This window comes from Streptomyces sp. AK08-02 (assembly GCF_033795085.1).
In the GTDB taxonomy this organism is placed as follows: domain Bacteria; phylum Actinomycetota; class Actinomycetes; order Streptomycetales; family Streptomycetaceae; genus Streptomyces; species Streptomyces echiniscabiei.
Map to the genome: position 1 here is coordinate 299,946 of NZ_JARAZV010000010.1, position 25,713 is coordinate 325,658.

The 25,713-nt window shown below is 69.6% G+C and carries 21 protein-coding genes and 1 pseudogene; 16 read left to right on the forward strand and 6 right to left on the reverse strand.

Features of this window, described 5'->3' with window-relative positions:
• Positions 1-23 precede the first annotated feature (23 nt).
• The 4 genes from mmsA to PV734_RS22555 all read left to right on the forward strand — a co-directional run bounded on the left by mmsA (position 24) and on the right by PV734_RS22555 (position 5,892).
• Positions 24-1,574 carry a multiple monosaccharide ABC transporter ATP-binding protein gene (mmsA, locus tag PV734_RS22540; RefSeq protein ID WP_319093202.1) on the forward strand — a complete coding sequence of 517 codons (1,551 nt, stop codon included), beginning with the start codon at positions 24-26 and terminating at the stop codon, positions 1,572-1,574.
• The gene (gene mmsB, locus PV734_RS22545; protein WP_319291239.1) at positions 1,571-2,815 is read left to right on the forward strand and encodes a multiple monosaccharide ABC transporter permease; all 1,245 of its coding nucleotides are present in this window, start codon (positions 1,571-1,573) and stop codon (positions 2,813-2,815) included. Before mmsA ends, mmsB begins: the two co-directional genes overlap by 4 nt.
• Positions 2,816-2,878: 63 nt before the next feature.
• Entirely contained in the window at positions 2,879-3,964 is a 1,086-nt protein-coding gene (locus PV734_RS22550) for an aldose epimerase family protein (RefSeq protein ID WP_319093204.1), read from the forward strand.
• Positions 3,965-4,152: 188 nt separating this feature from the next.
• Positions 4,153-5,892, forward strand: a complete 1,740-nt coding sequence (locus tag PV734_RS22555; RefSeq protein WP_319291242.1) for a histidinol-phosphate transaminase — start codon at positions 4,153-4,155, stop codon at positions 5,890-5,892.
• Between the two features lie 149 nt (positions 5,893-6,041).
• On the opposite strand, the pseudogene PV734_RS22560 reads toward PV734_RS22555, so the two are convergent.
• Positions 6,042-6,170: pseudogene (locus PV734_RS22560) on the reverse strand (DUF3500 domain-containing protein); the annotation flags it as partial.
• 278 nt (positions 6,171-6,448) lie between these two features.
• Here PV734_RS22560 and PV734_RS22565 point away from each other — a divergent pair.
• Positions 6,449-7,060, forward strand: coding sequence for a hypothetical protein (locus PV734_RS22565; RefSeq protein WP_319093206.1), 612 nt, complete (start codon positions 6,449-6,451; stop codon positions 7,058-7,060).
• Between the two features lie 197 nt (positions 7,061-7,257).
• Here the strand turns inward: PV734_RS22565 and PV734_RS22570 are convergent, their stop codons facing one another.
• Positions 7,258-7,746 carry an ATP-binding protein gene (locus tag PV734_RS22570; protein WP_319291244.1) on the reverse strand — a complete coding sequence of 163 codons (489 nt, stop codon included), beginning with the start codon at positions 7,744-7,746 and terminating at the stop codon, positions 7,258-7,260.
• A gap of 159 nt (positions 7,747-7,905) precedes the next feature.
• Here PV734_RS22570 and PV734_RS22575 point away from each other — a divergent pair, with 159 nt between their 5' ends.
• From PV734_RS22575 to PV734_RS22590, 4 genes are all read left to right on the forward strand, one after another.
• Positions 7,906-8,745, forward strand: a complete 840-nt coding sequence (locus PV734_RS22575; protein ID WP_319093208.1) for a helix-turn-helix transcriptional regulator — start codon at positions 7,906-7,908, stop codon at positions 8,743-8,745.
• Positions 8,742-8,987, forward strand: a complete 246-nt coding sequence (locus PV734_RS22580) for a DUF397 domain-containing protein (RefSeq protein WP_319291247.1) — start codon at positions 8,742-8,744, stop codon at positions 8,985-8,987. The genes PV734_RS22575 and PV734_RS22580 overlap by 4 nt, the downstream gene beginning before the upstream one ends.
• Before the next feature lie 78 nt (positions 8,988-9,065).
• Positions 9,066-9,989, forward strand: coding sequence for a hypothetical protein (locus tag PV734_RS22585; RefSeq protein WP_319291250.1), 924 nt, complete (start codon positions 9,066-9,068; stop codon positions 9,987-9,989).
• A 99-nt stretch (positions 9,990-10,088) separates the two neighbouring features.
• Positions 10,089-10,859 carry an intradiol ring-cleavage dioxygenase gene (locus tag PV734_RS22590; protein ID WP_319093212.1) on the forward strand — a complete coding sequence of 257 codons (771 nt, stop codon included), beginning with the start codon at positions 10,089-10,091 and terminating at the stop codon, positions 10,857-10,859.
• A gap of 125 nt (positions 10,860-10,984) precedes the next feature.
• On the opposite strand, the gene PV734_RS22595 is transcribed toward PV734_RS22590, so the two are convergent.
• Positions 10,985-11,629, reverse strand: a complete 645-nt coding sequence (locus tag PV734_RS22595; protein ID WP_319093213.1) for a DUF4360 domain-containing protein — start codon at positions 11,627-11,629, stop codon at positions 10,985-10,987.
• A 370-nt stretch (positions 11,630-11,999) separates the two neighbouring features.
• Here PV734_RS22595 and PV734_RS22600 point away from each other — a divergent pair, with 370 nt between their 5' ends.
• On the forward strand, positions 12,000-12,866 hold the full coding sequence (locus tag PV734_RS22600; RefSeq protein WP_319291253.1) for an intradiol ring-cleavage dioxygenase: 867 nt from the start codon (positions 12,000-12,002) through the stop codon (positions 12,864-12,866).
• Between the two features lie 99 nt (positions 12,867-12,965).
• Here PV734_RS22600 and PV734_RS22605 read toward each other — a convergent pair whose 3' ends face one another.
• Both PV734_RS22605 and PV734_RS22610 read right to left on the reverse strand, forming a co-directional pair.
• Entirely contained in the window at positions 12,966-15,257 is a 2,292-nt protein-coding gene (locus PV734_RS22605; protein WP_319291255.1) for a peptidoglycan recognition protein, read from the reverse strand.
• Between the two features lie 176 nt (positions 15,258-15,433).
• Positions 15,434-15,892 (reverse strand): Rrf2 family transcriptional regulator, encoded by a 459-nt coding sequence (locus tag PV734_RS22610; protein WP_319093216.1) that lies wholly within the window; start codon positions 15,890-15,892, stop codon positions 15,434-15,436.
• Between the two features lie 166 nt (positions 15,893-16,058).
• Between PV734_RS22610 and PV734_RS22615 the strand changes: the two genes are divergently transcribed.
• Complete coding sequence (locus tag PV734_RS22615; RefSeq protein WP_319291258.1) at positions 16,059-19,055, forward strand: beta-galactosidase; 2,997 nt, start codon at positions 16,059-16,061, stop codon at positions 19,053-19,055.
• Between the two features lie 9 nt (positions 19,056-19,064).
• Here the strand turns inward: PV734_RS22615 and PV734_RS22620 are convergent, their stop codons facing one another.
• The gene (locus PV734_RS22620; RefSeq protein WP_319093218.1) at positions 19,065-20,579 is read right to left on the reverse strand and encodes an alpha-N-arabinofuranosidase; all 1,515 of its coding nucleotides are present in this window, start codon (positions 20,577-20,579) and stop codon (positions 19,065-19,067) included.
• 198 nt (positions 20,580-20,777) lie between these two features.
• On the opposite strand from PV734_RS22620, the gene PV734_RS22625 reads away from it, so the two are divergent.
• The 5 genes from PV734_RS22625 (at position 20,778) to PV734_RS22645 (ending at position 25,689) form a co-directional block, all read left to right on the forward strand.
• A complete protein-coding gene (locus PV734_RS22625) occupies positions 20,778-21,380 on the forward strand; it encodes a transcriptional regulator (RefSeq protein ID WP_319093219.1) in 603 nt (200 codons plus the stop codon).
• Between the two features lie 80 nt (positions 21,381-21,460).
• Positions 21,461-21,994, forward strand: coding sequence for a toxin-antitoxin system, toxin component family protein (locus tag PV734_RS22630; protein WP_319093461.1), 534 nt, complete (start codon positions 21,461-21,463; stop codon positions 21,992-21,994).
• Positions 21,991-23,229: an MAB_1171c family putative transporter gene (locus PV734_RS22635; protein WP_319291260.1), complete on the forward strand. Its 1,239-nt coding sequence runs from the start codon at positions 21,991-21,993 to the stop codon at positions 23,227-23,229. The genes PV734_RS22630 and PV734_RS22635 overlap by 4 nt, the downstream gene beginning before the upstream one ends.
• On the forward strand, positions 23,222-24,655 hold the full coding sequence (locus tag PV734_RS22640; protein WP_319291262.1) for a pyridine nucleotide-disulfide oxidoreductase: 1,434 nt from the start codon (positions 23,222-23,224) through the stop codon (positions 24,653-24,655). The genes PV734_RS22635 and PV734_RS22640 overlap by 8 nt, the downstream gene beginning before the upstream one ends.
• Positions 24,656-24,765: 110 nt before the next feature.
• Complete coding sequence (locus PV734_RS22645; RefSeq protein WP_319093222.1) at positions 24,766-25,689, forward strand: aminoglycoside 3'-phosphotransferase/choline kinase family protein; 924 nt, start codon at positions 24,766-24,768, stop codon at positions 25,687-25,689.
• The last annotated feature ends 24 nt before the right edge of the window (positions 25,690-25,713 follow it).

Here is a 25,713-nt window from a genome sequence, read left to right on the forward strand (position 1 = left end):
TCCATAGATTGGCAGGCACGACCATGGCGGGACCCGTCCTGGAAATGCGCTCGATCGTCAAGACCTTTCCCGGCGTCAAAGCGCTGTCGGACGTAACACTGACCGTCCGTCAGGGCGAGGTCCATGCCATCTGCGGCGAGAACGGCGCCGGCAAGTCGACCTTGATGAAGGTCCTCTCCGGCGTCCACCCGCACGGCACGTACGAGGGGGACATCCTCTTCGAGGGAGAGGTCGTCTCCTTCAAGGACATCAGAGCCAGTGAGCACCGCGGCATCGTGATCATCCATCAGGAACTGGCCCTGGTGCCGTACATGTCCATCGCGGAGAACATCTTCCTGGGCAACGAACACGCCACGCGCGGGTTCATCAGCTGGAACGAGACACTGCGCCACGCCGCCGAACTGCTGCGGCGGGTCGGGCTCGACGAGAACCCGCAGACGCGGGTCGCCGACATCGGCGTGGGCAAGCAGCAACTCGTCGAGATCGCCAAGGCGTTGGCGAAGAAGGTGAAGCTGCTGATCCTGGACGAGCCGACCGCCGCCCTGAACGACGAGGACAGCGGCAAGCTCCTGGATCTCATCCTGGGACTGAAGGATCAGGGCATCACCTCGATCATCATCTCCCACAAGCTGAACGAGATCGAGACGGTCGCCGACTCGGTGACCATCCTTCGCGACGGCCAGACCATCGAGACGCTCGACGTGAAGGCCGCGGAGACCACCGAGGACCGGATCATCAGCGGCATGGTGGGCCGCGACCTCGAACACCGCTTCCCGGAGCGGACCCCGCACCACCCGGAGGAGGGCACCGCGCCCGCCCTGGAGATCCGCGACTGGACCGTGCACCACCCGATCGACCAGCAGCGCAAGGTGGTCGACGACGTGTCGATCTCCGTGCGGCGCGGGGAGATCGTCGGTATCGCGGGCCTCATGGGCGCCGGGCGCACCGAACTCGCGATGAGCGTCTTCGGGCGCACCTACGGCCGGTACACGGACGGGACGGTCCTCAAGGACGGCAAGGAGATCCGTACGAAGACCGTCTCCGAGGCGGTCAAGCACGGCATCGCGTACGTCACCGAGGACCGCAAGCACTACGGCCTCAACCTCATCGACACCATCAACCGCAACATCTCGCTCAGTGCCCTGGACAAGGTCACCAAGCACGGTGTGGTCGACGAGCACGAGGAGCGGAAGGTCTCCGAAGGCTTCCGCAAGTCCATGAACATCAAGGCCCCGACCGTTTTCGAGCCGGTCGGCAAGCTGTCGGGCGGCAACCAGCAGAAAGTCGTCCTCAGCAAGTGGATCTTCACGGGTCCGGATGTGCTGATCCTGGACGAGCCGACCCGCGGGATCGACGTGGGTGCCAAGTTCGAGATCTACACGGTCATCGACAAACTGGCGGCCGAGGGCAAGGCGGTCGTCTTCATCTCCTCCGAGCTGCCCGAACTGCTCGGAATGTGCGACCGCATCTACACGATGGCCGCGGGACGGCTGACGGGTGAGTTCTCGCGTGCCGAGGCCACGCAGGAATCGCTGATGCGTCAGATGACGAAGGACAAAGAGGTAAACCGATGAGCACGGATGTGACCGCCAAGACCCCGGCCCCCGCGCCGCCCGGCAAGAGCGGAACCGCGGCGGGCGGCGGCCTGCTCCAGCTGGTGCTGGACGGCCTGCGCCGCAACATGCGCCAGTACGGCATGCTGATCGCCCTCGGTCTGATCGTGGCGCTGTTCGCCGTGTGGACCAACGGCGACCTGCTGCTGCCGCGCAACGTCTCCAACCTGGTGCTGCAGAACAGCTACATCCTGATCCTCGCGATCGGCATGATGCTGATCATCATCGCGGGCCACATCGACCTGTCCGTGGGCTCACTGACAGCGTTCGTCGGCTCGATGGCCGCCGTCTTCATGGTCGACAACGACATAGCGTGGCCGCTGGCCGTCCTGCTGTGTCTCGCCGTGGGCGCCGCCGCCGGTGCCGCGCAGGGGTTCTTCATCTCGTATCTCGGCATCCCGTCGTTCATCGTGACCCTGGCGGGCATGCTCGTCTTCCGCGGTCTCACCGAGATCTTCCTGAAGGGCCAGACCCTCGGCCCGTTCCCCGAGGGCCTGCAGAAGGTCTCCAACGGCTTCCTCCCCGAGGTCGGCCCGGACACCAACTACCACAACCTCACGCTGCTGCTGGGCTTCGCCCTTCTCGCGTTCGTGGTGTTCCAGGAGTTCCGCGACCGGGGCAGGCAGCAGGAGTTCGCGCTCGACGTGGCGCCGATGAACCTGTTCATCCTCAAGCTCGTCGCGATCTGCGCGGCCGTGCTCACGGTCACCTTCCTGCTCGCCAGCTACAAGGGTGCCCCGATCGTCCTGCTGGTCCTCGGCGCCCTGGTCGTCGGCTTCGGCTACGTGATGCGCAACGCGATCATCGGCCGGCACGTCTACGCCATCGGCGGCAACCTGCCCGCGGCCAAGCTGTCGGGTGTGAAGGACAAGAAGGTCGTCTTCCTGCTCTTCGTGAACATGGGCATGCTGGCCGCCCTGGCCGGCCTGGTCTTCGCCGCCCGCTTCAACGCGGCGTCGCCCAAGGCGGGGCTCAACTTCGAGCTGGAGGCGATCGCCGCCGCGTACATCGGCGGCGCGTCGATGAGCGGCGGTGTGGGTACCGTCCTCGGCGCGATCATCGGTGGTGTGGTCCTCGGTGTCCTGAACAACGGTATGAACCTCGTCGGTGTCGGCACCGACTGGCAGCAGGTCATCAAGGGCCTGGTCCTGCTGGCGGCGGTCGGGTTCGACGTGTGGAACAAGCGCAAGGTCGGTTCGTAGACACGGCTTGTCACGGGTCCCGCGGACGACTGTCCGCGGGACCCGTCGGCTTTTGTACATGTCTTGTACGTGGTTCTGGAAGGCAGGCACCCGGTGAAGGAACTCTTCGGCAAACTCTCCGACGGGACGGAGATCCACCGCTGGTCGCTGGAGAACGGCGGCACCCGTCTGAAGGTCCTGTCGTACGGCGGGATCGTGCAGTCCCTGGAGATCCCGGACAGCGAGGGCCGGTACGCCAACGTCTCCCTGGGCTTCGGGACGATCGAGGACTACGTCGCCTCCAGCCCCTACTTCGGCGCCCTGATCGGCCGGTACGGCAACCGCATCGGTGAGGGCCGGTTCACGCTGGACGGCACGTCGTACCAACTGTCCGTCAACGACGGCGACAACAGTCTGCACGGCGGCAGCGCGGGCTTCGACAAGGCCGTCTGGGACGTCGAGCCGTTCACCCAGGGCCCGGACGTCGGCCTGGTCCTCCGGCACACCAGCGCCGACGGCGAGATGGGCTTCCCCGGCACGCTGAGCACGAAGGTCACCTACACCCTCACCGGGGACGGTGACTGGCGTATCGACTACGAGGCCACCACCGACCGGATCACGATCGTCAACCTCACCAGTCACGTCTACTGGAACCTGGCCGGCGAGAGCGGCGGCTCGATCAACGAGCACGAGCTGGAGATCGCCGCCGCCCGCTACACCCCCGTCGACGCCGGCCTCATCCCCACCGGTGAGCTCGCCGAGGTCGCGGGCACCCCCTTCGACTTCCGGGCGCCCAAGACGGTCGGCGCCGACCTCCGTGCCGCCGACCAACAGCTGCTGTACGCCAAGGGCTTCGACCACAACTGGGTGCTCGACAAGGGCGTCACCGCGGAGCCCGAGCACGTGGCCACCCTCAAGGACCCGGCGTCCGGCCGTACGTTGAGAATCGCCACCACGGAACCGGGCCTGCAGTTCTACTCGGGCAACTTCCTCGACGCCACCCTCGTCGGCACCGGCGGCACGATCCACCGCCAGGGCGACGCGCTGTGCCTGGAGACCCAGCACCACCCGGACTCACCGAACCGGCCCGAGTTCCCGTCCACGGTGCTGCACCCGGGCCGGACCTATCGCACGACGACAGTGCACTCATTCGACTCATTCGACGCATGACCCCTGTTACCCAGAGTCACATCAGCGACCGGTTTCACAGGAGCTTCACAATTTTCCGTCGAAACCACAGCGGTTGAACAGCGACCCACAGCCATCCGTATTCAGGGACGGCCCGCGCTCCCCCGCGCGGGCCACCCTGAGCCGGAGGACCCGTCCTCCCCAACGGGTCCGCCACATACGGAGGTTCCATGGCCGACAACGTCACCTCGCTCTTTCGCAGCACGGCGGCGCACAGCCCCTCGATGGCTGCGCTCGCGCGAGAGAGCGACGGGACCGGCCCGGTCGACTTCTGTATCCCGTGTAACCCCTACTTCCCCACTCCGGCCATGATGGACACCATGGCCGCGCGACTGCGCGACATCATCACGTACTACCCGAGCAGCGCCGACACGATCACCGCCGAGCTGTGCAACCTGCTCCAACTGCCGCCGCAGGCCGTGGCGATGGGCAACGGCTCGACCGAACTGATCACCTGGATCGACCACTTGCTGGTCCGTGAGTCCCTCGCCGTCCCCGTCCCCACCTTCGGCCGCTGGACCGACCAGCCCATGGAGACCGGCAAGCGGGTCGACATGTTCCCGCTCCAGGAGTCCAGCGGCTTCAACCTCGACCTCGCCCAGTACGCCGAGTTCATCCGCGCGCGCGGCACCCGCGTCGCCGTCATCTGCAACCCGAACAACCCCGACGGCGGCTTCCTGCACAAGCACGCGCTGGTGCAGTTCATGGACGCGATGGCCGACCTCGACCTGATCATCATCGACGAGTCGTTCCTGGAGTTCGCCGACGCGGAGGCCGAACCGAGCGTCGTGCAGGAGGCGATGATCCGCCCCAACGTGATCGTCCTGCGCAGCCTCGGCAAGAACTTCGGTCTGCACGGCATCCGCTTCGGCTACATGGTCGCCAACCCGTCGCTCGCGGGCCGCGTCCGTTCGATGCTGCCGAAGTGGAACCTCAACGCCTTCGCCGAGTACGTGGTGTTCATGCTCAAGGAGCACGGCCAGGAGTACATGCAGAGCCTCCACCAGGTGCGCCGCGACCGCCTCGACATGGCGAGCCAGCTCTCCTCCCTGCCCGGTCTGACGGTCTACCCGTCACAGGGCAACTTCCTCTTCGTGCGCCTTCCCGTCGGCGCCGAGGGCACCGTGGTCCGGGACCGGATGCTCACCGAGCATCGCATCCTGGTCCGCGAGTGCGGCAACAAGATCGGCTCGTCCAGTCGCTTCCTGCGTCTCGTGGTGCGCCCCCAGGTGGACGTACGTCGCCTGGTGTCCGGCCTGGAACAGGTGCTCTACGGGACCAGGAAGGGAGCCGCCGTACCCGAGCTGAGTGCAGGGACCAACTACAGCTCGGGCACGGCGGCGGTGGACAGGCTGGTCAGTGCCACCAACGGGGGCGGTATGCCGGGCCTAGCCGCTCAGGCCCTCGGTACCGGTATGTCCGGCGGCTTCGCACCCGCCGTGGCAGCCGGTACCGGCATGCCGACCCCCATGGCCGCCCCGATGCAGATGCCGACTCCCATGCAGATGCCGGCCGCCATGCAGTCCGGTGGCTCCGGCATGCAGATGCCGGCGGCGATGTCCGCCCAGAGCTACGGCGGCGGGGGCGCTCAGAGTTACGGCGGTCAGGGCATGCAGACGCCCATGCAGCCGCAGCAACCGCAACCGGTCCCGCAGCCCCAGATTCCCCAGCCGCAGATGCAGATGCAGCAGCAGCCGCCTCAGATGCAGCAGCCTCAGCAGCAACAGCCGATGGGCCAGCAACCGATGGTCCCGCAGCAGCCCACCCCGTCCGGCGTCCCGGCCCGCAACGGCCTCACGGCCGCCCAGGTCCGCGGCACCACCGGCCCGGGCCTCACCCCGGCCCCGGCAACGGGCTGGCCGGCCGCCCAGAGCTGGCCCAACGCGGCGGGGATGGGGCAGGCGGGCTGAGCACTCGGCCCAGGGATCAGTGATCGTGCTCCAGGTGGAGTCTGAGCAGGTCTACGCCGTAGTCGCCCCCGTTGGGGGTCCCGATGACGGTGTGGATGTGCTGCTGTGTGGGCGTACCCGAGGGGCGACCGGGCGTCGTACTCGATGAGTACGACGGGGTTGTGCACCCGGTGGCAGAAGGCGGAGGAATCCTTCGTCTCGCCGGTCCAGTAGAAGTACGTGTCGTCGAGGTGCTCCTCCACCTCGGGCATCCGTACCTCGGCGTGCGCGTCGGCCATGGGGCCCACCGGAGGGCATGCCGTTCGGGGGTCCGCCGTACGAGGAGGGGGCCGAGGACGACGTACTCGTAGGTCTCGGACAACGGCTCAGCCCAGCTCAGTTCGGCTCGGTCAGCGCTCAGGACAAGGTTCCGGTTATTCTTGTTCGCGATCTCCCGGACCCCCCACAGCACCATCGAAACGGCTGAGTGCACGCCGCACGTCCTGCTCCGACGGTCGCCGGGGTTGGGGCATGCGCGCACAACCGGGCCGCATCGGCCCAGAATGCGAGGACCCTGATGGCGGAGGTCTCGGCGGGCAATCCGTGCCCGTTTCTGCGTGCTCTGGTCGCACACGACTTCCTGGACGACGGTGTGGTGCCGCTGCCCACGGCGGCCGGCACGATCGTGCGGGTCGCCGCCGCGGGCGAAGGCGACTCCGACCTGCCGGACAGGGCGGTGCGGCTGATCGCACTGCTCGCCAACGGGCTCAGCCCCACCCAACTGGTCCGTAACGCCCGGCAGGGCGTACAGCTGAACGCGCTGCGGGACGGCCCCCTGGACAAACACGGGGCGGGCTCGCGCATCCTCGATGTGAAGGCCCAGGTCGACGAGAGCGAACTCGACCGGCTGGACACCTTCGCCGGCGACAAGCAACGACCCGACGGCGGTACCGAGCGCGGCCTCGACCTCGCCGAGATCACCCGCTACATGGAGGCGAACTACGAGCGCGCCCGGGGCCACCGCCGACGCATCGACCGCAAACTCATGAACGGGGAGTTCCCGCAACTCCTGAAGGTGATCGGCCGCGACGGTCCCCAAGGCCGCTACCTGTCCCTCGACGACGTCCGCCGCCTGTGCATCGAGCAGAAACTGCCCCAGCGGATGCTCGACAGCCTCGAACAGCGCTGAGACAGCGGGCGCGGCCCGCCCAGGGGCCTACACCGGGGACACGCCGGAGGGCATACCGTTCAGGGTCCGCCGTACGAGGAGGGATGTCAGGTAGGGCGAACCCGGCCGCGCTGAGCTCGGCCGGATCCAGGCGCCTCAGCACACTCAGTGGTCGGCGTCGCCCGGAGGGACCACCCAGTGGTGCGGGCGGAGTGCGCCTACGCCTCTCCCAGCCCCCGCCGCCTCACCAGCGCCGACCACCCCGGTACGTCCACCTCGGCCCGTACCGTCTTCCCGGGCGGCGACTCCCGGTCCAGCACCTCCCACCGGTCCGCCACCGCGTCGACGATGACCAGCCCGCGCCCGGACTCCGCCAGGGGCGACGCGGCGCGTACGTCCCTCGGTCCCGGCGGACGCGGCCCGCTGCGGCTGTCGGTGACCTCCACACGCACGCTGCCGGTGACGAGAACGAGCCGCAGTTCGAAGTCCCGCCCGGGGACGCGCCCATGGGTCACCGCGTTCGCGGCCAGCTCACCGACGATCACCGCGACGGCCTCGGAGACGTCCGAGCCGTACGGGATCCCCCAGGCGTCCAGCTGCCCCACGGCGAGGTGCCGGGCGAGGCGGGCGCCGCGCGGGGTGGCGCTCAGGCGCTGGGTGAACATACGTACGGTAACCGGGCGTTGAGGGGCCGAGGGTGCGCTCATGGGCCCAATGTGCCGGGCCCGAGTCCCACTTCACCAGGTCGGAGCCGTGTACGCCGGGACAGCGTACGCGGTTACGGACTGGACAGTACTCGTCACCGCACGTGACCATGAGCAGATCGGGTGTGTGCGGCGGGGTGAGTGCGCGAGAGGTGGCCGACGATGACTGAGGGCACGCGGGGGAACACGGGCGGCGAGCCGGAGTCCTCGGCCAGTCTGCGGACGTTCGGGGCGGTTGTGCAGGCACTGCGCGAGCACCACGGGATGAGCAGGAAGGAGTTGGGGCGGGTCATCGGGTACTCCGAACACACAGTGGCTTCGGTGGAGTTGGGGCGGCGGTTGGCCGATCCCGAGTTCGTGGATCGGGCGGACAAGGTGCTGGGCAACACGGGGGCGCTGAGGAAAGCAGCGGAGTTCGTGAACCGGCAGCCGGGGCTGGCTGCGTGGTTCCGGCGGTGGGCTCTGCTGGAGGCGAAGGCAATCTCCCTGTACAGCTACGAATGCCGCATGCTCCCAGGCCTGTTGCAAACAGAGGCGTACGCACGGCAGTTGTTCGTCGACGAACTGCCACCGCTGACCGACGAGGAGATCGAGGCCAACTGGATCGCACGCGCCAAGCGCCAGAAGTTGCTGCACGAACGTCCGAACACCGCCTTCGGCTTCCTCTTGGAGGAGCACCTTTTCCGGCGATGCACCGGCGGAGTCGACGTCACACGGGAACTCATCGATCACGTACTGCAGATCGCGCGGCTGCGGAACGTGGAGATCCAAGTCATGCCGCTGGTACGCGAGTCGCACGCCGGACTGCACGGGCCCATGCGACTTCTCGAAACCCAGGAAAACAATTGGTACGCCTACACCGAAGCCCCAGAGACCGGCCAACTCATCTCCGACCCCAAAGTGATCAGCGTGCTCCAGCAGCGATATGCCAGGATGCGTGCACAGGCTCTCACGCTTGAAGACTCCCTGAGCCTGTTGGAGCGGATGCGAGGGGAACTATGAGCACCGGTGGACCGACCTGGTTCAAGTCGAGCTACAGCAGCAGCAGCTCCGGCGACTGCGTCGAAGTCGCCCTCTCCTGGCGCAAGTCCACGTACAGCAGCGGCTCCGGCGACGACTGCGTCGAAGTCGCCACCCGCCCCGGCACCATCCACATCCGGGACTCCAAGGACAAGGCCGGCCCCCAGCTCACCCTCTCCCCCACCACCTGGGCCGACTTCGTCGGATACGCCGTCAGGGTCTGAGACCGTCTCCCCACGGAACCGAACGGAACCCGGGCCCACGGCGTCACAGTCCCGACAGCATCAGCTCCGGGGGGACCCATGCGCACACACACCACCCGCACCACGACCCGCCTCGCCCTCGTTCTCACGCTCACCACCGCCCTGTTCGCGGCAGGTTGCGGCGGCGACAAGGCGAGGCCGGGCACCCTGCCCGACCGCAGGGAATCCCCCTCGCCGTCGGCGGGCCGCGCCCAGCAGGTCGCCGACGCCTGGGACGGTTCCGAGGCCGCCAAGGCATGGCGCAGCGGCTACCACCCGATGGGCGAGCCGGCCCAGGCTCCCGCCAGCGGCTTCCACAGCGACGCCGACAAGAAGGCCTTCGACCTGGAGAACTACGTACTGAGCGGCCGACTCCCCACCACCGCACCGGAGAAGGGCCAGGTGAAGTGGGAGGGCGGCGGCTCGCTCGCCCTCCCCCTGCTGGACGCACGGCGGACATACACCGCCCTGGACCGTAACAGCAGCTCCGTTGACCCCCATCTCACCGTCACCGGCGCCAAGTTGGGCGAGATGACGATCGCCACCGGTCGTGGCCCGGCGACCGTACCCGCCTGGCTGTTCACGCTGGAGGGGTACGACGAGCCGCTGAAGCGTGTCGCCGTCAAACCGTCGAAGCTCCCGAAGCCTCCGATCGGGGAGCTCGGGGAATCACCCACCGAACTCCAGCTACTTCCCAGGATGGTGGAGGTGTCCGAGGACGGGCGGACCGTCACCGTAGTGGCGCAGCACGGGTCCTGCGACGACGGCCCGCGCGTGGAGGCGCTGGAGACGGACGGCAGCGTGGTGCTCTCGGCGACCGTCGCGGGCGGGGACTACGAGGGGGCCTGCGCCGCCGTCATGCTCGAAAAGAAGGTGAAGGTCGTGCTGGACCGGCCGCTGGGTGATCGGATCATCCTGGACGCCTTCATGGGGCGGCCGGTGCCGTACGGCCCGCCGAGCTGGCCGACGGCGAGCTGGAGCTGAACCTCGCGCAAGGTCTGTGTCTCACAAGAGACTTGACGAGTCATCACTTTGCCAAACACCTAGCTCACAGACAGCAACCCTCTCTATGTTGCCGTGTTCATGACAGAGATTTCGGAAACTCCCCCCACCTCGATCAGACGCCGCACCGTACTGATCGCGACTGGCGCCACGGCCGCCACCCTGGCCGTGGCCGCCGCCGCGCCCGAATCCCCGGCCCCCACCACCGACACGACCGCCCCGGTCGCCGCCGCAGCCGTCTGCACCCTCACGAAGGAGATGACCGAAGGCCCCTACTACCTCGACGGCCAGTACGTCCGCGCCGACATCCACGAGAGCAAGACCGGCATCCCCCTCAAGCTCACCCTCACCGTCGTCGACGACGACACCTGCGCGCCCCTCGCCAACGCGCTCGTGGAGATCTGGCACTGCGACGCGCTCGGCGAGTACTCCGGCTTCGTCGGCAACAACGGCCACTCCGAACCGGACAACGGCACCTTCCTGCGCGGCGGCGTCCTGACCAACTCCAGCGGCGTCGCCAACATCACCACGGTGTACCCCGGTTGGTACCGGGGCCGCTGCGTCCACATCCACCTCAAGGTGCACACGAACGTCACGCTCACGTCCGACGGCTCGTTCACCGGCGGCCAGGAACTCCACACCGGCCAGCTGTTCTTCAACGAGACGATCACCGCGAAGGTCGCCGCGCTCTCGACGTACGCGGCCAACACGGTCACCCGCACCACCCTCGCCCAGGACTCCATCTACGACGAGGGCGGCGCCGCCTCCGGCCTGCTCACCCTTACCGCGCTGGGGAGTTCGACCTCGGCGGGGTACGCGGGAACGCTGACCGTGGGCGTGGAAAGCAGCTGACGCCGGCCTCACCGGCGTAGCTCACCACAACAGGGGGTGTGGACACGGCCGCCGCCGTGTCCACACCCCCTGCCGGCACCTCGAGGCCGGGTGGGTCTACAGCTCCCGCACAGCCCCTACGGCCTTCACTTCGGCGGGCAGGGCTGCCACGCCAGGTGGTACTTGGTGAAGATGTCGCCGTCCGTCGAGTCCATCGCCATGAAGCTGGTGCCCGTCGACGTGCCGGCGTTCACCCGCAGCTCCGTGTTGATGTTGAAGTTCCGCTCGACCCCACAGGGCGCGTAGACCAGTTGGGCCCAGTCCGTGACGTCCGTGGCCTGCCAGTTGTCGTTGAGCGGGCCGTTGTACGAGTGCGTACGGAAGGCCGTGCTCGACGAGCCCTGGAAGTAGTACGAGGCCCGCTGGATGGCGCTCGCGCCCCGCTGGAGGGAGGCGAAGCCGCGGTAGTCGGCGCTGGCGATGGCGTACGTGAAGCCGGCCGGGACCTTCACCTTCAGGTTGAGCTGGCAGTTCTTGCGGAACGCCGTCGGGTCGGAGTTGCCGCCGACCTGGGCGAGGTAGTCGCTGTAGGTGACGGTGAAGGCGGTGTTGTCGCCGGAGACGGCCACCGCGGCCGTACCGGCGGGACAGCCGGAGCCGTTCACCGTGGCGACGGTGATGACGATCTTGTCCGGGGGCGGGTTGTCGAAGGACGACCCGGCACCCTGGGCGGGTATCGCAGCGGCGAACAGAGCGGCTACCGCGCCGCTCACAATCAGACCACCAGCCATGTTTCTCCCTCTTTCATCGCGGTGTTGCAGTGGGGGGTGAGAATCACGCGTCGAGCAGTCACACGCGGTCATGGGCATGCCAAATACACGCCATCCCCGCACCCAGCCTGTGATTGAGCAGTGAAGGATCTGTGTAGGCGGGGCGGTCGCAGCATAGGTTGCGGGGCAGTTACCAGCCAGGTCGATCCCCGGCCAATCCCCGGCCACGCACGGCCTGATTCCCTCGTCGATGTAACCCACAGCCAACGTCACGCCACGCGGAGTGTGCCCCAACTCTGCCCCAATCCACCGGAGTTGAGCGGTTGGTTCCCAGGGCGTTCACAGCCGCGATTTAAGGAAATCCTCAGGTACGCCCCTAAGTTTCCGGGACATGACAGAGAACACGAACCCCCGGAACAACGCCCCCGAAGCCTCCTCCGACACATCCGGAACTGTTGGTTCCGTCGGCAAACACCGGCTCGGCAAGACCGTCCAGCGGCGCCGCGTCCTGATCGGCGGCGGCACCGCGGCGGTCGTCGGCGGGCTCGCGGTGGCCGGCTTCGCCTCCGCCAGCCCGACCACCCCCGCCGAGAAGTCCTCGACGGTCACCACCTCCTCGGCGGACAGTTCCTCCACCACCAGCAGCGTCTGTGTCCTCAACGCCGAGGTCACCGAGGGCCCGTACTCCCTCGACGGCGCTCTCGTCCGCGCCGACATCCGCGAGGAGAAGGAAGGCTTCGAGGTCCAGTACACGTTCACCGTCGTCGACGTCGCCAACGACTGTGCCCCGCTCGCCGGCGCCCTCGTGGAGATCTGGCACTGCGACCACCTCGGCGAGTACTCCGGTTTCGTCGGCGGAAACGGCCACCAGGAGGACGACAACGGCACCTTCCTGCGCGGCGGCCAGCTGACCGACGCCGACGGCCAGTGCACCATCACGTCCATCTGGCCCGGCCACTACGTCTCCCGCGCCGTCCACGTCCATATGCGGGTGCACACCGACGTCACGCTCACCGACACCTCGTACACCGGCGGGGAGGTCATCCACACCGGCCAGCTCTTCTTCGACGAGGCCATCAACAAGACGGTCCAGGCGACCTCCCCCTACTCGGCGAACACCACCTCGGAGACCACCCTCTCCAACGACAGCATCTACGACGACGGGGGCGCGTCCTCCGGCCTGCTGACGCTCACGGCACTCGGCTCCAGCGTCTCCGACGGGTACAAGGCCACCCTCACCGTGGGCGTCGACAGCTGACGGGGAGAAAGCGAGGGCGGCCCGAACGCACGGTGAGTGTGCGTTCGGGCCGCCCTCGCAGAGCCGCCGGTCGGGCGGCCGGAACTACTTCAGCCGAAACTACTTCAGGTAGACCAGGCCGTCCGTCGTGACCGCCGGGCGGCCACTCGTGCCGACGACCACGATCTTGACCGTGTGCTTGGCGCTCGCGCTCCAGGTCTTCGTCCAGATCGCGTCCCGGTACTTCGTCGTCGCCGACTTCAGGTCCACCGTGGCGACCTTGACGTTGTCCACGAAGACGTTGACCTGGCCGGACGTCGAGGCCCGCGACACCGCGAGGGCGGCCGAGCGGCCGGTGAACGTCCAGGTCATCGAGGCGTTCTTGGCCGAACTGGAGAAGGACTTGCCGCCCAGGTAGCTGGTCGACGACTTCGCCGTCCAGGTGCCCGTACGGGTCGCCGAGGTCTCCTGGAGGATCACCGGCGTACCGGCGACCGCGGCCGCCCTGGTGTTGCCCGCCTGGTCGTACGCCGTCATCGACCAGGTCGTGGCCGCACCGGAGTTGGCGGTCAGGTTGGCGCTGGTGACCGTCGGGCCGTACGTCTTGGCGACCGGGGCCGTCAGGCGTACCTCCTTCAGCGCGGCCGAGTCCGTGGCCTTCCACTTCAGGGTGACCGGGACGGCCGTCGTGTTCACCGTGCCGGTGGTGAGGGAGAGGTTCGGCGCGGTGGTGAAGGTCGGCGCCGTCGTCTCGGCGACCACGGTCGCGGCGGCGGTGGTCGTCGCCTTGCCGGAGATGTGCGTGGCCCGTACGGCCACGGAGTGCGTGCCGAGCGCCAGGTTCACCGCCCCGGAGGTCGCCGTACCGGCGGTGGTGGCGGCGACCTTGCCGTCGACCAGCACCTCGAACTTCTCGATCAGGGCGGCGGGTGTGGTCGCCGACCAACTGACCGTTGTCGCCGACTTGGTGTACGTCCGCGTACCCGAAACGCCGGCTCCCGTCACCGACTTGAGGGTGAGGCCGGTGACCGGGCCCGCCGCGTAGCCGCGGATGGTGGGGAGTTGGGCGTAGAGCTTGGTGCCCGGGCACTCGGTGGCGTAGCCGTCGCCGTGGCCGTGGATGGTCGGGAAGCTGAGCTGGTCGCCCGTCTTCCACGTCCTGGAGTTGTACTGGCTGGTCCCGGCGGCGCCCGCGGTGAGCGTGGTCGTACCGGCCGGGTCGACACCGTACTGGCCGAGCTTCCAGGCGGCGAGGCGGGCCACGGAGGTCAGCACGGCGGTCGGCGGGTCGACCAGGTTGTAGTTGCCGAGGACCGAGATACCGGTGGTCTGGCTGTTGAAGCCGTAGGCGTGCGCACCGAAGACCGGCTTGTCGACCCCGCCCTTACGGCCCTCGAAGATCGTGCCGCACTTGTCGACCAGGAAGTTGTAGCCGATGTCCTTCCAGCCGTTCGTCTTGACGTGGTACGTGTAGATGCCTCGGATCAGCGCCGGGGACTGGTCGCACGTGTAGTCGTTCGTCTCGGCGGTGTGGTGGACGACCACCGCCTTGATCCCGCCGGTGAGATAGTCCGGCGCCTCGGGGCTCATCGACTCGTCCGCGCCCCAGCCCGCCCGCAGCGTGATCGGCGGCTTGACGGCGGTGGACGGCGGAGCCGTGGGGCCGGTGCTCGGCGGGGCCGTCGTCGGTGTGGCCGGGGCCGAGGTCGTCGCGGGCGGCGTCGTCTCGGGCGCGCTGCTCGGCGACTCGGACTCGGTGGGCGGAACCGTGGGGGGCGTGCTCGGGGACTCGGAGGCGGACGCCGAGTCCGTCGCCGTCGGCGAGGGAGACTCCGAGACCTCCGGCGAGATCGTCGCGTCGGGCGACTCGGTGCTCGCGGCGGCCACGTAGCCGGCGGGCTCCAGGTCGGTGACCGAGGAGGTGCCGGGGTCGATCATGTCGACGCGCAGCCCCTTGGGCAGCTCGGCGGACGCCTTGCCGTCGACCCGGACCTCCACGCCGTCGGACGCGCCGACCCACGCGGGCTCGGTACCGGCGCGGGTCGCGCCCTCCTCGCCGGGTCCGCTGTCCGTGCCCAGCTCCAGCCAGGACGACCAGTTGTCGGTGCCTGCGTCCCGGGTACGGACCTCGACCTTGCCCGCCATCTTCGCGGACGGGTCGGACCAGGTGACGCCGAGCATGCTGAACGGCTTGGCGTCCCGCTTGGCCAGCGTCGCCGAGCCACCGTCGGCGGCGACCTTGAGGGCCGCCGCGTACTCCTCGCTCGCGATCGGCCCGGAGACCGGCTTGCCGTCGTCGGCGGCGCTGTCCGCACCGCCGCCGCTCATGCCCTGCACGATCAGAACCCCGGACACTCCGGCGGCCACTACGGCCCCGATGCCCCACCCTCGACGCGATCTCAGCAGACTCATCCCCGTCCGCACACCCTTCACCTAGGCCCCACCCGTTACATGCACATGTCGAGGTCAAGGTATCGGGAGAGTGATGGCCGTCAACAACCAACCTGGAATTCCACCCGTCCCAGTGGTTTACAAGCGCTCCAATGGAGCAAAATAAAACGCCCTGAAAGGCTGGAAATTTAGAACATTTACGGGTTTTCCCAGGCAGCCGGTTCCGCCGCCAGCCCCCGCACCGGCTCCGGCAGCTCCCCCGCCGCCAGATCGGCGAAGGTCACCCCCTCCAGCACCTTGCGGACGTTGGCGCGCAGCGCGACCCACAGCGGCAGCAGCGGTTCGGCGGGGCCGGTGTAGGCGAGGCCGGTCGGCCGTTCGCCGCGCACCGACACGATGGGCCCGTCGACGGCCCGGACGACGTCCGCGACGGTGATCTCGGCGGCGGGGCGCGCCAGCCGGTAGCCACCGTTGCCGCCCCGCCGGGAGTCGACGATCCCACCGCGCCGCAGATCGCCGAGGATGCCCTCCAGGAACTTGTGCGGAATGGCCTGGGCGGCGGCGACGGCCTCCGCCTTCACGGCGGCCTCCTCCTGCCGTACGGCGAGCTCCAGCACCGCTCGTACCGCGTAGTCCGCCCGCGCCGAGATCCTCATGGGGTCATTGTCGGTGGTCGTGACGCGGATGTCGTCGTGGTGCGGATGTCGTCGCGGTGCGGGCGGTGTGGACAATGACCGAACGCGCGTACGCGCGTGACCACGCACGTCCGCACACGTCCGTCCACGGCCGCACGCGCGGGCCCGTACGGCCGAGGAGAGCACGTTGGTGCTGAGCAGAAGGACCTTCACCGCGTTCGCCGGCACCGCCGCCCTCGGTCTCTCCCTCAGCGCGAGCGCGGGCACGGGCTCCGACGGGCCGGGCGGATCGGCGTACGCGGCCCGCATCGCGCCCACCGGTCCTGCCCCCGACCCGCCCTCGGCGGACGGCCGCCCGCACACCGTCGGCTTCGACCGCTACTCCCTGCTCGTCGACGGCCGACGGCTCGTCCTGTGGTCGGGCGAGACGCACCCCTTCCGGCTGCCGAGCCCGTCCCTGTGGCGGGACGTCCTGCAGAAGATGCGCGCGCACGGCTACAACGCCGTCAGCGTCTACGTGGCCTGGAACTACCACTCCGCCGCCCCCGGCGAGTACGACTTCACGGGCGTCCGCGACCTGGACCTCTTTCTGCGCCAGGCCGCCGAGACCGGGCTGTACGTCATCCTGCGGCCGGGCCCGTACATCAACGCCGAGGTCGACGCCGGCGGCTTCCCCGGCTGGCTGACCGCGACGAAGGGCCGCGCCCGCACCTCCGACCCGACCTACCTCTCCCACGTCGACGAGTGGCTGACGGCGGTGAACCGGATCGTCGCCCGGCACCTCCACACCCGGGGCGACGGCACGGTCCTGCTCTACCAGATCGAGAACGAGTACGGCTCGTACGTCACCGAGCCCACCGGCATCGACTACATGTCCCATCTGTACGCCAAGGTCCGCGCCGACGGCATCGACGTCCCCCTCTTCCACAACGACCTGGGCAGGAACGGCTACTGGGCCCCCGGCACCTTCGACACCGGCGGTGAGCGGGGGCGTTGGCTGTACGGCTTCGACGGATATCCGGACCCCGATCAACTCCCGCCGGACTGGGGGTACTTCGGGATCGGCGGCCAGAAGGGCGGGGCCACGGCGAGTCCGGGGACGCCAGGGTTCGTTCCCGAGTTCGGGGGCGGATGGTTCGATCCGTGGGGCGGGGCCGAGTTCGACGGGGCGGGGTACGCGGGGTCGGCCCGGACCCGGGACGCGGCCTACGAACGGCGCTTCTATCTCACCAACCTCGCCAACGGCATCACCGTCCACAACGTCTACATGACCTTCGGCGGCACCAGTTGGGGCTGGCTGCCCGCCCCGCAGGTGTACACGTCGTACGACTACGGTGCCGCCTTCGACGAGGGGCGGCGGGCGACCCCGAAGGTCGTCCCCATGCACCAGCTCGGGCATCTGGTGCGGTGCGTCCCGGAGTTGGCCAAACTGGACCGGGCCGAGGACATCGCCGCAGCGGACGGCGGGGCAGGCGGCGGGCGGCTCAGGGTCTACCACCTCGCCAATCCGGACACCCATGCCCATGTGTACGTCCTGCGCAACGACTCCACGGAACCGGTCACCTCGACTCTCCCGGTCGCCGGGATCTCGCTGCCGGTCACCGTCCCCGCCTCGGACGCGCGTCTCCTCGCCTCCGGAATCGCCCTGGGGCGGCGGAAGTTGGCGTACTCCAACGCCCAGCCGATGCTGTGGCTGACGGCGGGGCGCCAGGACGTCGCCGTACTGACGGGACGGGCCGGAGAGACGACGGTGACGGCGCTGGAGTGCGCGAGCGAGCCGACGGTGACCGTGTTGGCGGGCGACGCGGAGGTCTCGTACGCGGACGGGCTGGTGCGGGTGAGGGCCCGGCTCGGCGGGCTCACCAGGGTGCTGGTGGAAGGCGGGGGTGTCGCGGCTCCCCTCCTTCTCCTCCTCGCCGACGACGAGACCTCGGTGCGGCTGTGGCCGCGCGAGACTCCGGCCGGGTCCGTGCTGGTCCACGGGCCTTCGCTGCTGCGGACCGCCGAACTGGCTGATGGTGTCGCGCGGTTGACCGGGGACACCGTCGAGGCCACCGGCCTTGAGGTGTGGGGCCCGCACGGGATCCACGAAGTGGTCTGGAACGAGGAGCCGTTGCGAACGTCGGCCACCGATTCCGGCAGTCTGCGGGCCGAGGATCCCCTGGCCGGTGTCCCGGAGGTCGCTCTGCCCGTGCTGGACGGCTGGCGGCGGCAGACGGAGAACCCCGAGTCCGAGCCGGGGTTCGACGACTCCGAGTGGACTGTCGCCGACCGGACTTCGACCTTCAGCACGACGGCCGTGCCCGACGGGCAGCCCGTGCTGTTCGCCGACGACTACGGGTTCCACTACGGAGACGTCTGGTACCGGGGCTCCTTCACCGACGCCCAGGGCGCGAAATCCGTGCACCTCGGCTACAGCACCGGGACTCAGGGGCTGCTGACGGCATGGCTGGACGGCGAGCCGCTGGGCACACACCGGATGCCCGTGCCGGACAAGAAGACGGTACGGAAGGGAAGTTGGGCGGCCACGGCGAGCTTCGCGGTGCCGGAGAAGGCGCGGACGTCCGGCGGACATGTGCTGTCCGTGCTGGTGCGGCGGATGCAGCACGACATGGACGGCAAGGCGCTGGACACACACAAGGTCGCACGAGGGCTGACGGCGGTGACCTTCACCGGCGCCTCTCCTGCGGTGAGTTGGCGGCTACGGGGCGCGGCGGCGGCCGATCCGGTGCGGGGACCTCTCAACACCGGCGGCCTGTACGGGGAGCGGTCGGGCTGGCATCTGCCGGGGTACGGGGACGAGGACTGGCCCGCCGTCGATCTGCCGCGTGCCGAGCCGAGGCGGCAGGGGGTCGCCTGGTACCGGACCGGGTTCCGGCTCGCCGTCGATCCGGGCGTCGACGCGTCGATCGGGCTGCTGCTGGAGGACGATCCGGCGCGCGCCTACCGCGTCCAGATCTTCCTGAACGGCTGGAACATGGGCCAGTACATCAACGACGTCGGCCCCCAGCACACCTTCGTCCTCCCGAACGGCATCCTGCGCACCCGGGGCGCCAACACCCTTGCCCTGGCGGTCCTTTCGGACGGGACGACCGAGTCGGGGCCGGGGCGGGTACGGCTGACGCTGCTGGGGAGCGCGGCCGGGGGAGTTCCGGTGACGGACGTCCCCTCCCCCGGCCGGTAGTCGAAAAAACTAGGCCAGTCGGATCACGTTCCACGACAGCGGCTCCAGTACGGCGGTCAGGGTGCCGTCCTGGAGGGTGGTGCCGGTGGCCTGGTGCGGGGTGACGCGCTCCGGGTCGGCCAGGGTGTTGCGGGCGTCCGGGTCGGCGTCGGCGATCGTGCTGTGCTCGACGACCGCCGTCAACTCCAGTCCGTTCAGGACGACTTCGAGCGGCAGCGGCTGGGTGCGGTCCCGGTTGACGGCGAAGACGGTGACCGTGCCGTCGTCGGCGCGTACGGCGGTGGCGTGCAGCAGGTCCGCCTCGCCGTACTTCTTCGTCTCGTAGGTCGGCGAGTCCACCCGGACGTCGAGGACCTCGCCGCGCCCGTACCTGCTGGCCTGGGCGAACGGGAAGAACGTCGTCTGGCGCCAGGCCGGGCCGCCCGGCTCGGTCATGATCGGCGCGATGACGTTGACGAGCTGGGCGAGACAGGCGACGGTCACGCGGTCCGCGTGCCGGAGCAGGGCGATGAGCAGCGAGCCGAAGACGACGGCGTCGGTGACGGAGTAGACGTCCTCCAGGAGGCGCGGGGCCTCGGCCCAGTCCCGCGTGGCGGAGTTCTCGATCTCGTGCCACCCCGACATGTACCAGACGTTCCACTCGTCGAAGGAGAGGTTGATCTTCTTCTTCGACTTGAGGCGGGCGCCGACGTGGTCGCAGGTCGCGACCACGTTGTCGATGAACGACTCCATGTCCACGGCGGAGGCCAGGAAGGAGTCGATGTCGCCGTCCTGGGGCTCGTAGTAGGCGTGCAGGGAGATGTAGTCGACCAGTTCGTACGTCTCCTGGAGGACCGTCGACTCCCAGGTGGCGAACGTCTCCATGCTCTGGCTGGAGGAGCCGCAGGCGACGAGTTCCAGGTCGGGCTCGATCTGGCGCATCGCGCGGGCGGTCTCGGCGGCGAGCCGGCCGTACTCCTCGGCGGTCTTGTGGCCGGTCTGCCAGGGGCCGTCCATCTCGTTCCCGAGGCACCACATCCTGATGCCGAACGGGTCCTTGTCCCCGTGGGCGGCACGCAGGTCCGAACGGGCGGTCCCGGAGGGGTGGTTGGCGTACTCCTGGAGTGCGAGGGCCTCGGCGACCCCGCGTGTGCCGAGGTTGACGGCCATCACCGGCTCGGCCTGCGGGCCGATCTTGCGGAGGAAGTCGATGTACTCGGAGAGTCCGAAGCGGTTGGACTCCGTCGAGCGCCAGGCGAGGTCGAGGCGGCGGGGGCGTTCGTCGGCCGGGCCGACGGAGTCCTCCCAGTTGAAGCCGGAGACGAAGTTGCCGCCGGGGTAGCGAATGGCGGTGACGCCGAGTTCACGGACCAGCTCCAGCACGTCCGTGCGCAGACCCGCCTCGTCGGCGGAGGGGTGGCCCGGCTCGAAGACGCCGGTGTAGACGCAGCGGCCGAGGTGTTCGACGAAGGAGCCGAAGAGCCGGGGGTTGACCTCACCGACGGTGAAGGCGGGGTCGATCGTGAAACGGGCGGTGCGGGACATGGGTTCCTCTCCGGCGTTCTGCGTCTGTGTTCTGCGTACGACGTTCGGTATCTCGGTATCCGCTCGTAACCTCGAACAAAACCGTAATTTTGGAGTGTCCGCACGTCAATGGCGTGCGTGCCCAACGATCGTTCCGGCTGCTCCAACGATCGTTGGATTTCCCTGGTGCCCAGGGGTCCGGACGCGTAGGGTCGGCCCGTGAGTGAGCCCCTCCCGCAGACCCTGGCCCTCCTCGAAGAGCGCATCGCCGAGGCCCGCCTCGACCGCGCCGAAGTCCTCGACCTACGCGTCCTGTCCGCCCGTACCGCTCTCACGGAGGGCGAGATCCGGGCACTGCTGACCGAGGGCGCGCAGCCTCCGGCCGACGATATCGAGGGCCGTATCCGGCGCCGGGTGCGCACCCTCCACGAGACACGGCTCGCGGCGAACGGCAGGAAGCGTGCCGAGGTCTGCAAGGAGGTCGCGGGCGCCCTGTCGATCAGCCCCGAGTGGGCCCGTCAGCTGCTCCTCGGCAAGAAGATGCCGAACGTTCCCGATCTCACGGCGCTCGCCGCGTACTTCGGCGTCGAGCAGGGCACCGGCTTCTTCACCGACCCCGCCCCCGTCGTGCTCGACCGTGAACTGCGCCGGCTGCTCGGAGAACTCGGCGGCGCCGAGGAGGGACCGCTGGTCCGGTTCGCGACCCGGCACGGTGTCGTCACGCTGGCCCTGCGCGGCCGACGGCTGACCCCGCGCAAGCAGGAGGCCCTCGCGGTGATGCTCGAAGGGCTGCTGAGCGGCGGCGAGGAGACGGAGCGGTGACGACGCGGGGGATGACGCGGGATGTGCTGGCCGCGCTGCTGCCCGCCCGGGCCGCGCACCGGCTGCGGACCCGGGGTGCGATGCGCGACCTGACCGGCGCGCTCGACGTGGCCCTGCGGGACCAGGCCAACAGCACGTCAGGCGCGGGGGAGTTGTGCCGGGCGCTGTGCGCGGAGATGAGCGCGCGGCGCGGGCGGCGCGTCGAGCTGCGGTTCGAGCGCTTCCCCGACGAGATCGAAGTCACCGGGCTGTGTGTGGAGTTCCACGAGTTCGACCTGGTCATCGTCGAGGAGCGGGCCGAGGCGGTGCAGCAACTCGTCATTCTGGGCCATGAGTTGTGGCATCTGCACGCCGGGCACTGTCACCACCACAGTGTCGGCGCGAGTGCCGCCCGGGTCCTGGCCGACGAGCAGTCCTGGCAGGGCGGCGCGCTGACCGTCGCCGCCCGCAACGGCTCCCGCGAGGCGGACGAGGCCGACGCCGAGGAGTTCGGCCACCGCCTCGCCACCGTCTTCCGGCCGTGGGTGGAGGGCCGTACGGCGAGCGCGGGCAGCAGCGGTGTGCAGGCCTCGCTGGGGTATCGCGGCCTGGGAAGCGGAAACGCCCGGCGATGAACCCCTCCGGCTTCCTCGGCGAGCCGTACTCCGTCCTCGTGTTCGGGACACCGATCGTGTTCCTGGCCGCCGCCCTGGTGTTCAAGCTGCCCAGCATCCTCAGGCTGTGGGGTGACCCGCTGCGGCGCGCGGTCGGCGGACTGCTGCTGCTCGCCTGCGGCATCTTCGTCCTCGCGGCACCACCGGCCGTCGCCTGGACCAACCGGGTCACCGGCGTACCCAACCTCGCGGCGCCCCTCGTCTACAGCTTCCTCGTCGCGTTCTGCGGAGCGAGCCTGCTGCTGATGATCGCGTGGCGCGGCGGCCTCGCCGGGCGCTCGCCGCGATCGGCCGAGGGGCGTCGCGCGATGCGGTGGGTCGCCGTCGGGCACGCGGGGGTGATCGTCGCGCTGTGGGCGCTGTTCGCGCTCGCGGACGTACCCGTGGAGCGCCGTCGCGACCTCGACACGTACTACGCCCGCACACCCTTCATGCGTGAGCTGATCGTGCTCTACCTGCTCGCGCACACCACGTCCTGTGTCCTGACGTACCGGCTGGTCCGGGACTGGATCCACACCGCCGGACTCGACGTGTGGCTGCGCCGGGGCCTGCGGTCGCTGGCCGTCGGCTACGCCGCCAACCTGGTGTTCGACGCGGCGAAGGGCACCGCCGTCGTCGCCCGCTGGGCGGGCGGCGACCTGGATCCGCTCTCCACCGAACTCGCCCCCGGCGCCGCCGGAGTGGCCGCCGTCCTGATCGCGACGGGGTACGTGCTGCCGCACGCCGGCCAGTATCTGCGCGACCGCTGGCGGATCCGGCGCGCCCGCCGCCGGCTCGGCCCGCTGTACGACCTGCTGCGCACCGCCACCGGCAGAGGTGTCCCCTTCTCGCTGCGGGCCACCCCGGAACTGCGGCTGGTGCGCCGCGAGACGTTCATCCGCGACGCCCTGCTGCAACTCGCCCGCCACTTCGACGAGGAGCTGCGGCGGCGGGCGTACGAGGCCGCCGTGGACCTGGGCCACGGCGCGCGCCGGGCCGGAGCGCTGGCGGCGGCGGTGACGATCCGCGACGCGATCGAGTCACGCGCCCTGCCGCGTCACCCCTCCCCCCAAGTCACCGGCCACGAGACCGACTTGCTCACGGACCTGCTCCGCGGCATCGAGGCCGTGTCCCAGGTGCTGAGTCACCCCGATGAGATCGAGGCGGTGCGCACCCTCGCGACCGCCCCAGCAGAGAGTCTGCACGTATATGAGTGATCGCCCGACTTCCGTCGACTCCCCCCTTCCACCAGTCTCCGGACGCCCCGTCAGGTCGGCCGTCGTGCTCGGCGGTTCGCTCGCCGGACTGCTCGCGGCCCGTGCCCTGGTCGAGTTCGCCGACCGCGTGACCGTCGTCGAGCGCGACGTCCTGCCGGACGGCCCCGAGCCGCGCCGGAACCTGCCGCAGGCCCGCCACGTACATGTGCTGTGGTCGGGCGGTGCCCGGGCCGTCGAGGAACTGGTGCCGGGCGTGGGCGAGTTGCTGCTCGACGCCGGTGCGCACCGGCTGGCTGTCACGACGGACATGGTGGCGCTGGCACCGCAGGGCTGGTTCCGGCGGTGGGACGAGTCGCACCATGTGTTCCTGTGCGGCCGGGATCTGCTGGACGCGACGGTCCGCGCCCAGGTCCTCGACGACGACCGGGTCAAACTGGTCGAGCACGCCGAGGTGTTGGGCCTTGAGGGCACGGCCGAGGCCGTCACCGGCGTACGGGTGCGGGGCGCCGACGGCAGCCGGAGCACACTCCACGCGGACCTGGTCGTGGACGCCACCGGCCGCGCCTCGCGTACCCCGCACTGGCTGCGCGAACTGGGGCTGCCCGAACCGCCCCGCCGCGTGGTCGACTCGGGGCTCGCGTACGCCAGCCGGATCTACCGGGCGCCCGAACCCGCCCGGCGGAGCTACCCGATGGTCAACGTGCAGGCGGACCCGAGGGCGGCCCGGCCGGGCCGGGCAGGCGTCCTCTCACCCGTGGAGGACGGCTGCTGGCTGGTCTCCCTGTCCGGCACCCGGGGCTGCGAACCACCCACGGACGGCGCCGAGTTCACGCGTTTCGCCCGCGAGGAGCTGCGCCACCCGGTGATCGCCGAACTGCTCGCCGGGGCGGAACCCCTGACGGGCGTCTCCGTCACCCGTACGACGTCGAACCGCCGGCACTTCTACGAGCGGATGCCCGCCTGGCCGGAGAACTTCGCGGTGATCGGCGACGCGCTGGCCGCCTACAACCCGATCTACGGCCACGGGATGTCGGTGGCGGCCCAAAGTGCCGTGGCCCTGCGGGATGTGATCCGCCGTCAGGGCTGGGGAACGCCCGGCCTGTCCCGCCGGGTCCAGAAGGCGGTGGCCCGTCCGGTCGCCGCCGCCTGGGACCTGGCGACGAGCCAGGACATCTTCTATCCCGGCGCCACGGAACACGGCCCCACCCTGCGGGACCGTGTACTGGCGGCCTATGTGGGCCGCCTCATGCGCACGGCCGCGGGCAACGGCCGTATCGCCCGCCGGGTGACGGACGTGACGTCCCTGGAACGCGGCGCGGAGGTGCTGCTGGCGCCAAGTGTGCTGCTGGCGGCGGCGATCGGCCCGCTGAAACCGCCGCTGAGCGGGCCGCCGCTGCGACCGGAGGAGTGGAAGGCGGTGGAGTAGACGGCGGACCGGGCCACGAGCCGGGCCACGGGCCGGGCGGTGGACCAGACGGTCCGGTTGTCACCAAATGACATTGCCTGTCCACCAGTTGCCACCGTACGGTCCGGATCATGCTTCCTGTGGTCGAGACGGACGAACAGTGGGACTCGGTGGTCCCCGACGAGACGGTGATGCGGGCCGGGGCGGCGGACCTGTGCGCCCGCCTCGGCCTGGGCGGCGCCCCGTTGACCCGGTTCGCGGACGGCTCGCAGCCGGTGTACGCGGTCGGCGACGAACTCGTCCTGAAGCTGTTCCCCGGGGCCGCCGCCGAGGACGGCAGGGCCGAGGGCCGGGTCCTGTCGTACCTGCGGGACCGGCTCCCCGTACCGACCCCGCGGGTCCACGACTTCGGGCCGTACGAGAACGGCTGGCAGTACGTGCTGATGTCCCGCCTGCCCGGCGTGAACCTCGCCCACGTCTGGGGCCATGTCCCGCGCGCCCACCGGGAGCGCCTCGTCACCGAGATCGGCGAGGCGCTGGCCGCTCTGCACGCCCTCGACCCCGCGCCCCTCGACGACGTCCTCGGCCCGGAGAACTGGGGCGCGTTCCTGGACCGGCGGCGCGAACGCACGGTGGAGCAGCAGCGCGGTCACGGTCTGTCGGCGGCCTGGCTGGACCGGATCCCCGACTTCCTCGCCGCGACCCCGCTCCCCCGGGCCCCGGCCCGCTCGCTGCTGCACACGGAGGTGATGCAGCAGCACTTCCTGATCGACCCCGACACCTGGCGGCTGACCGGCCTCTTCGACTTCGAGCCGGCGATGATCGGCGACCGCGCCTACGACTTCGTGGGCGTCGGCCTGTTCGTCACCCGGGGCGACCCCGACCTGCTGGCCCGCCTGTCGCGCGCGTACGGCCACACCTTCGCCCCGCCCCAACTCCTCGCGTACACACTGCTGCACGTGTACAGCAACCTGCCCTGGTACATGCGCGAACTGCACGTACCCGTGGAGGGGACCTGGGAGGCGGTGGCGGAGGAGTGGTTCGGGACGGGGTGACGCGCTCCGGCGGCGAGTGGACCG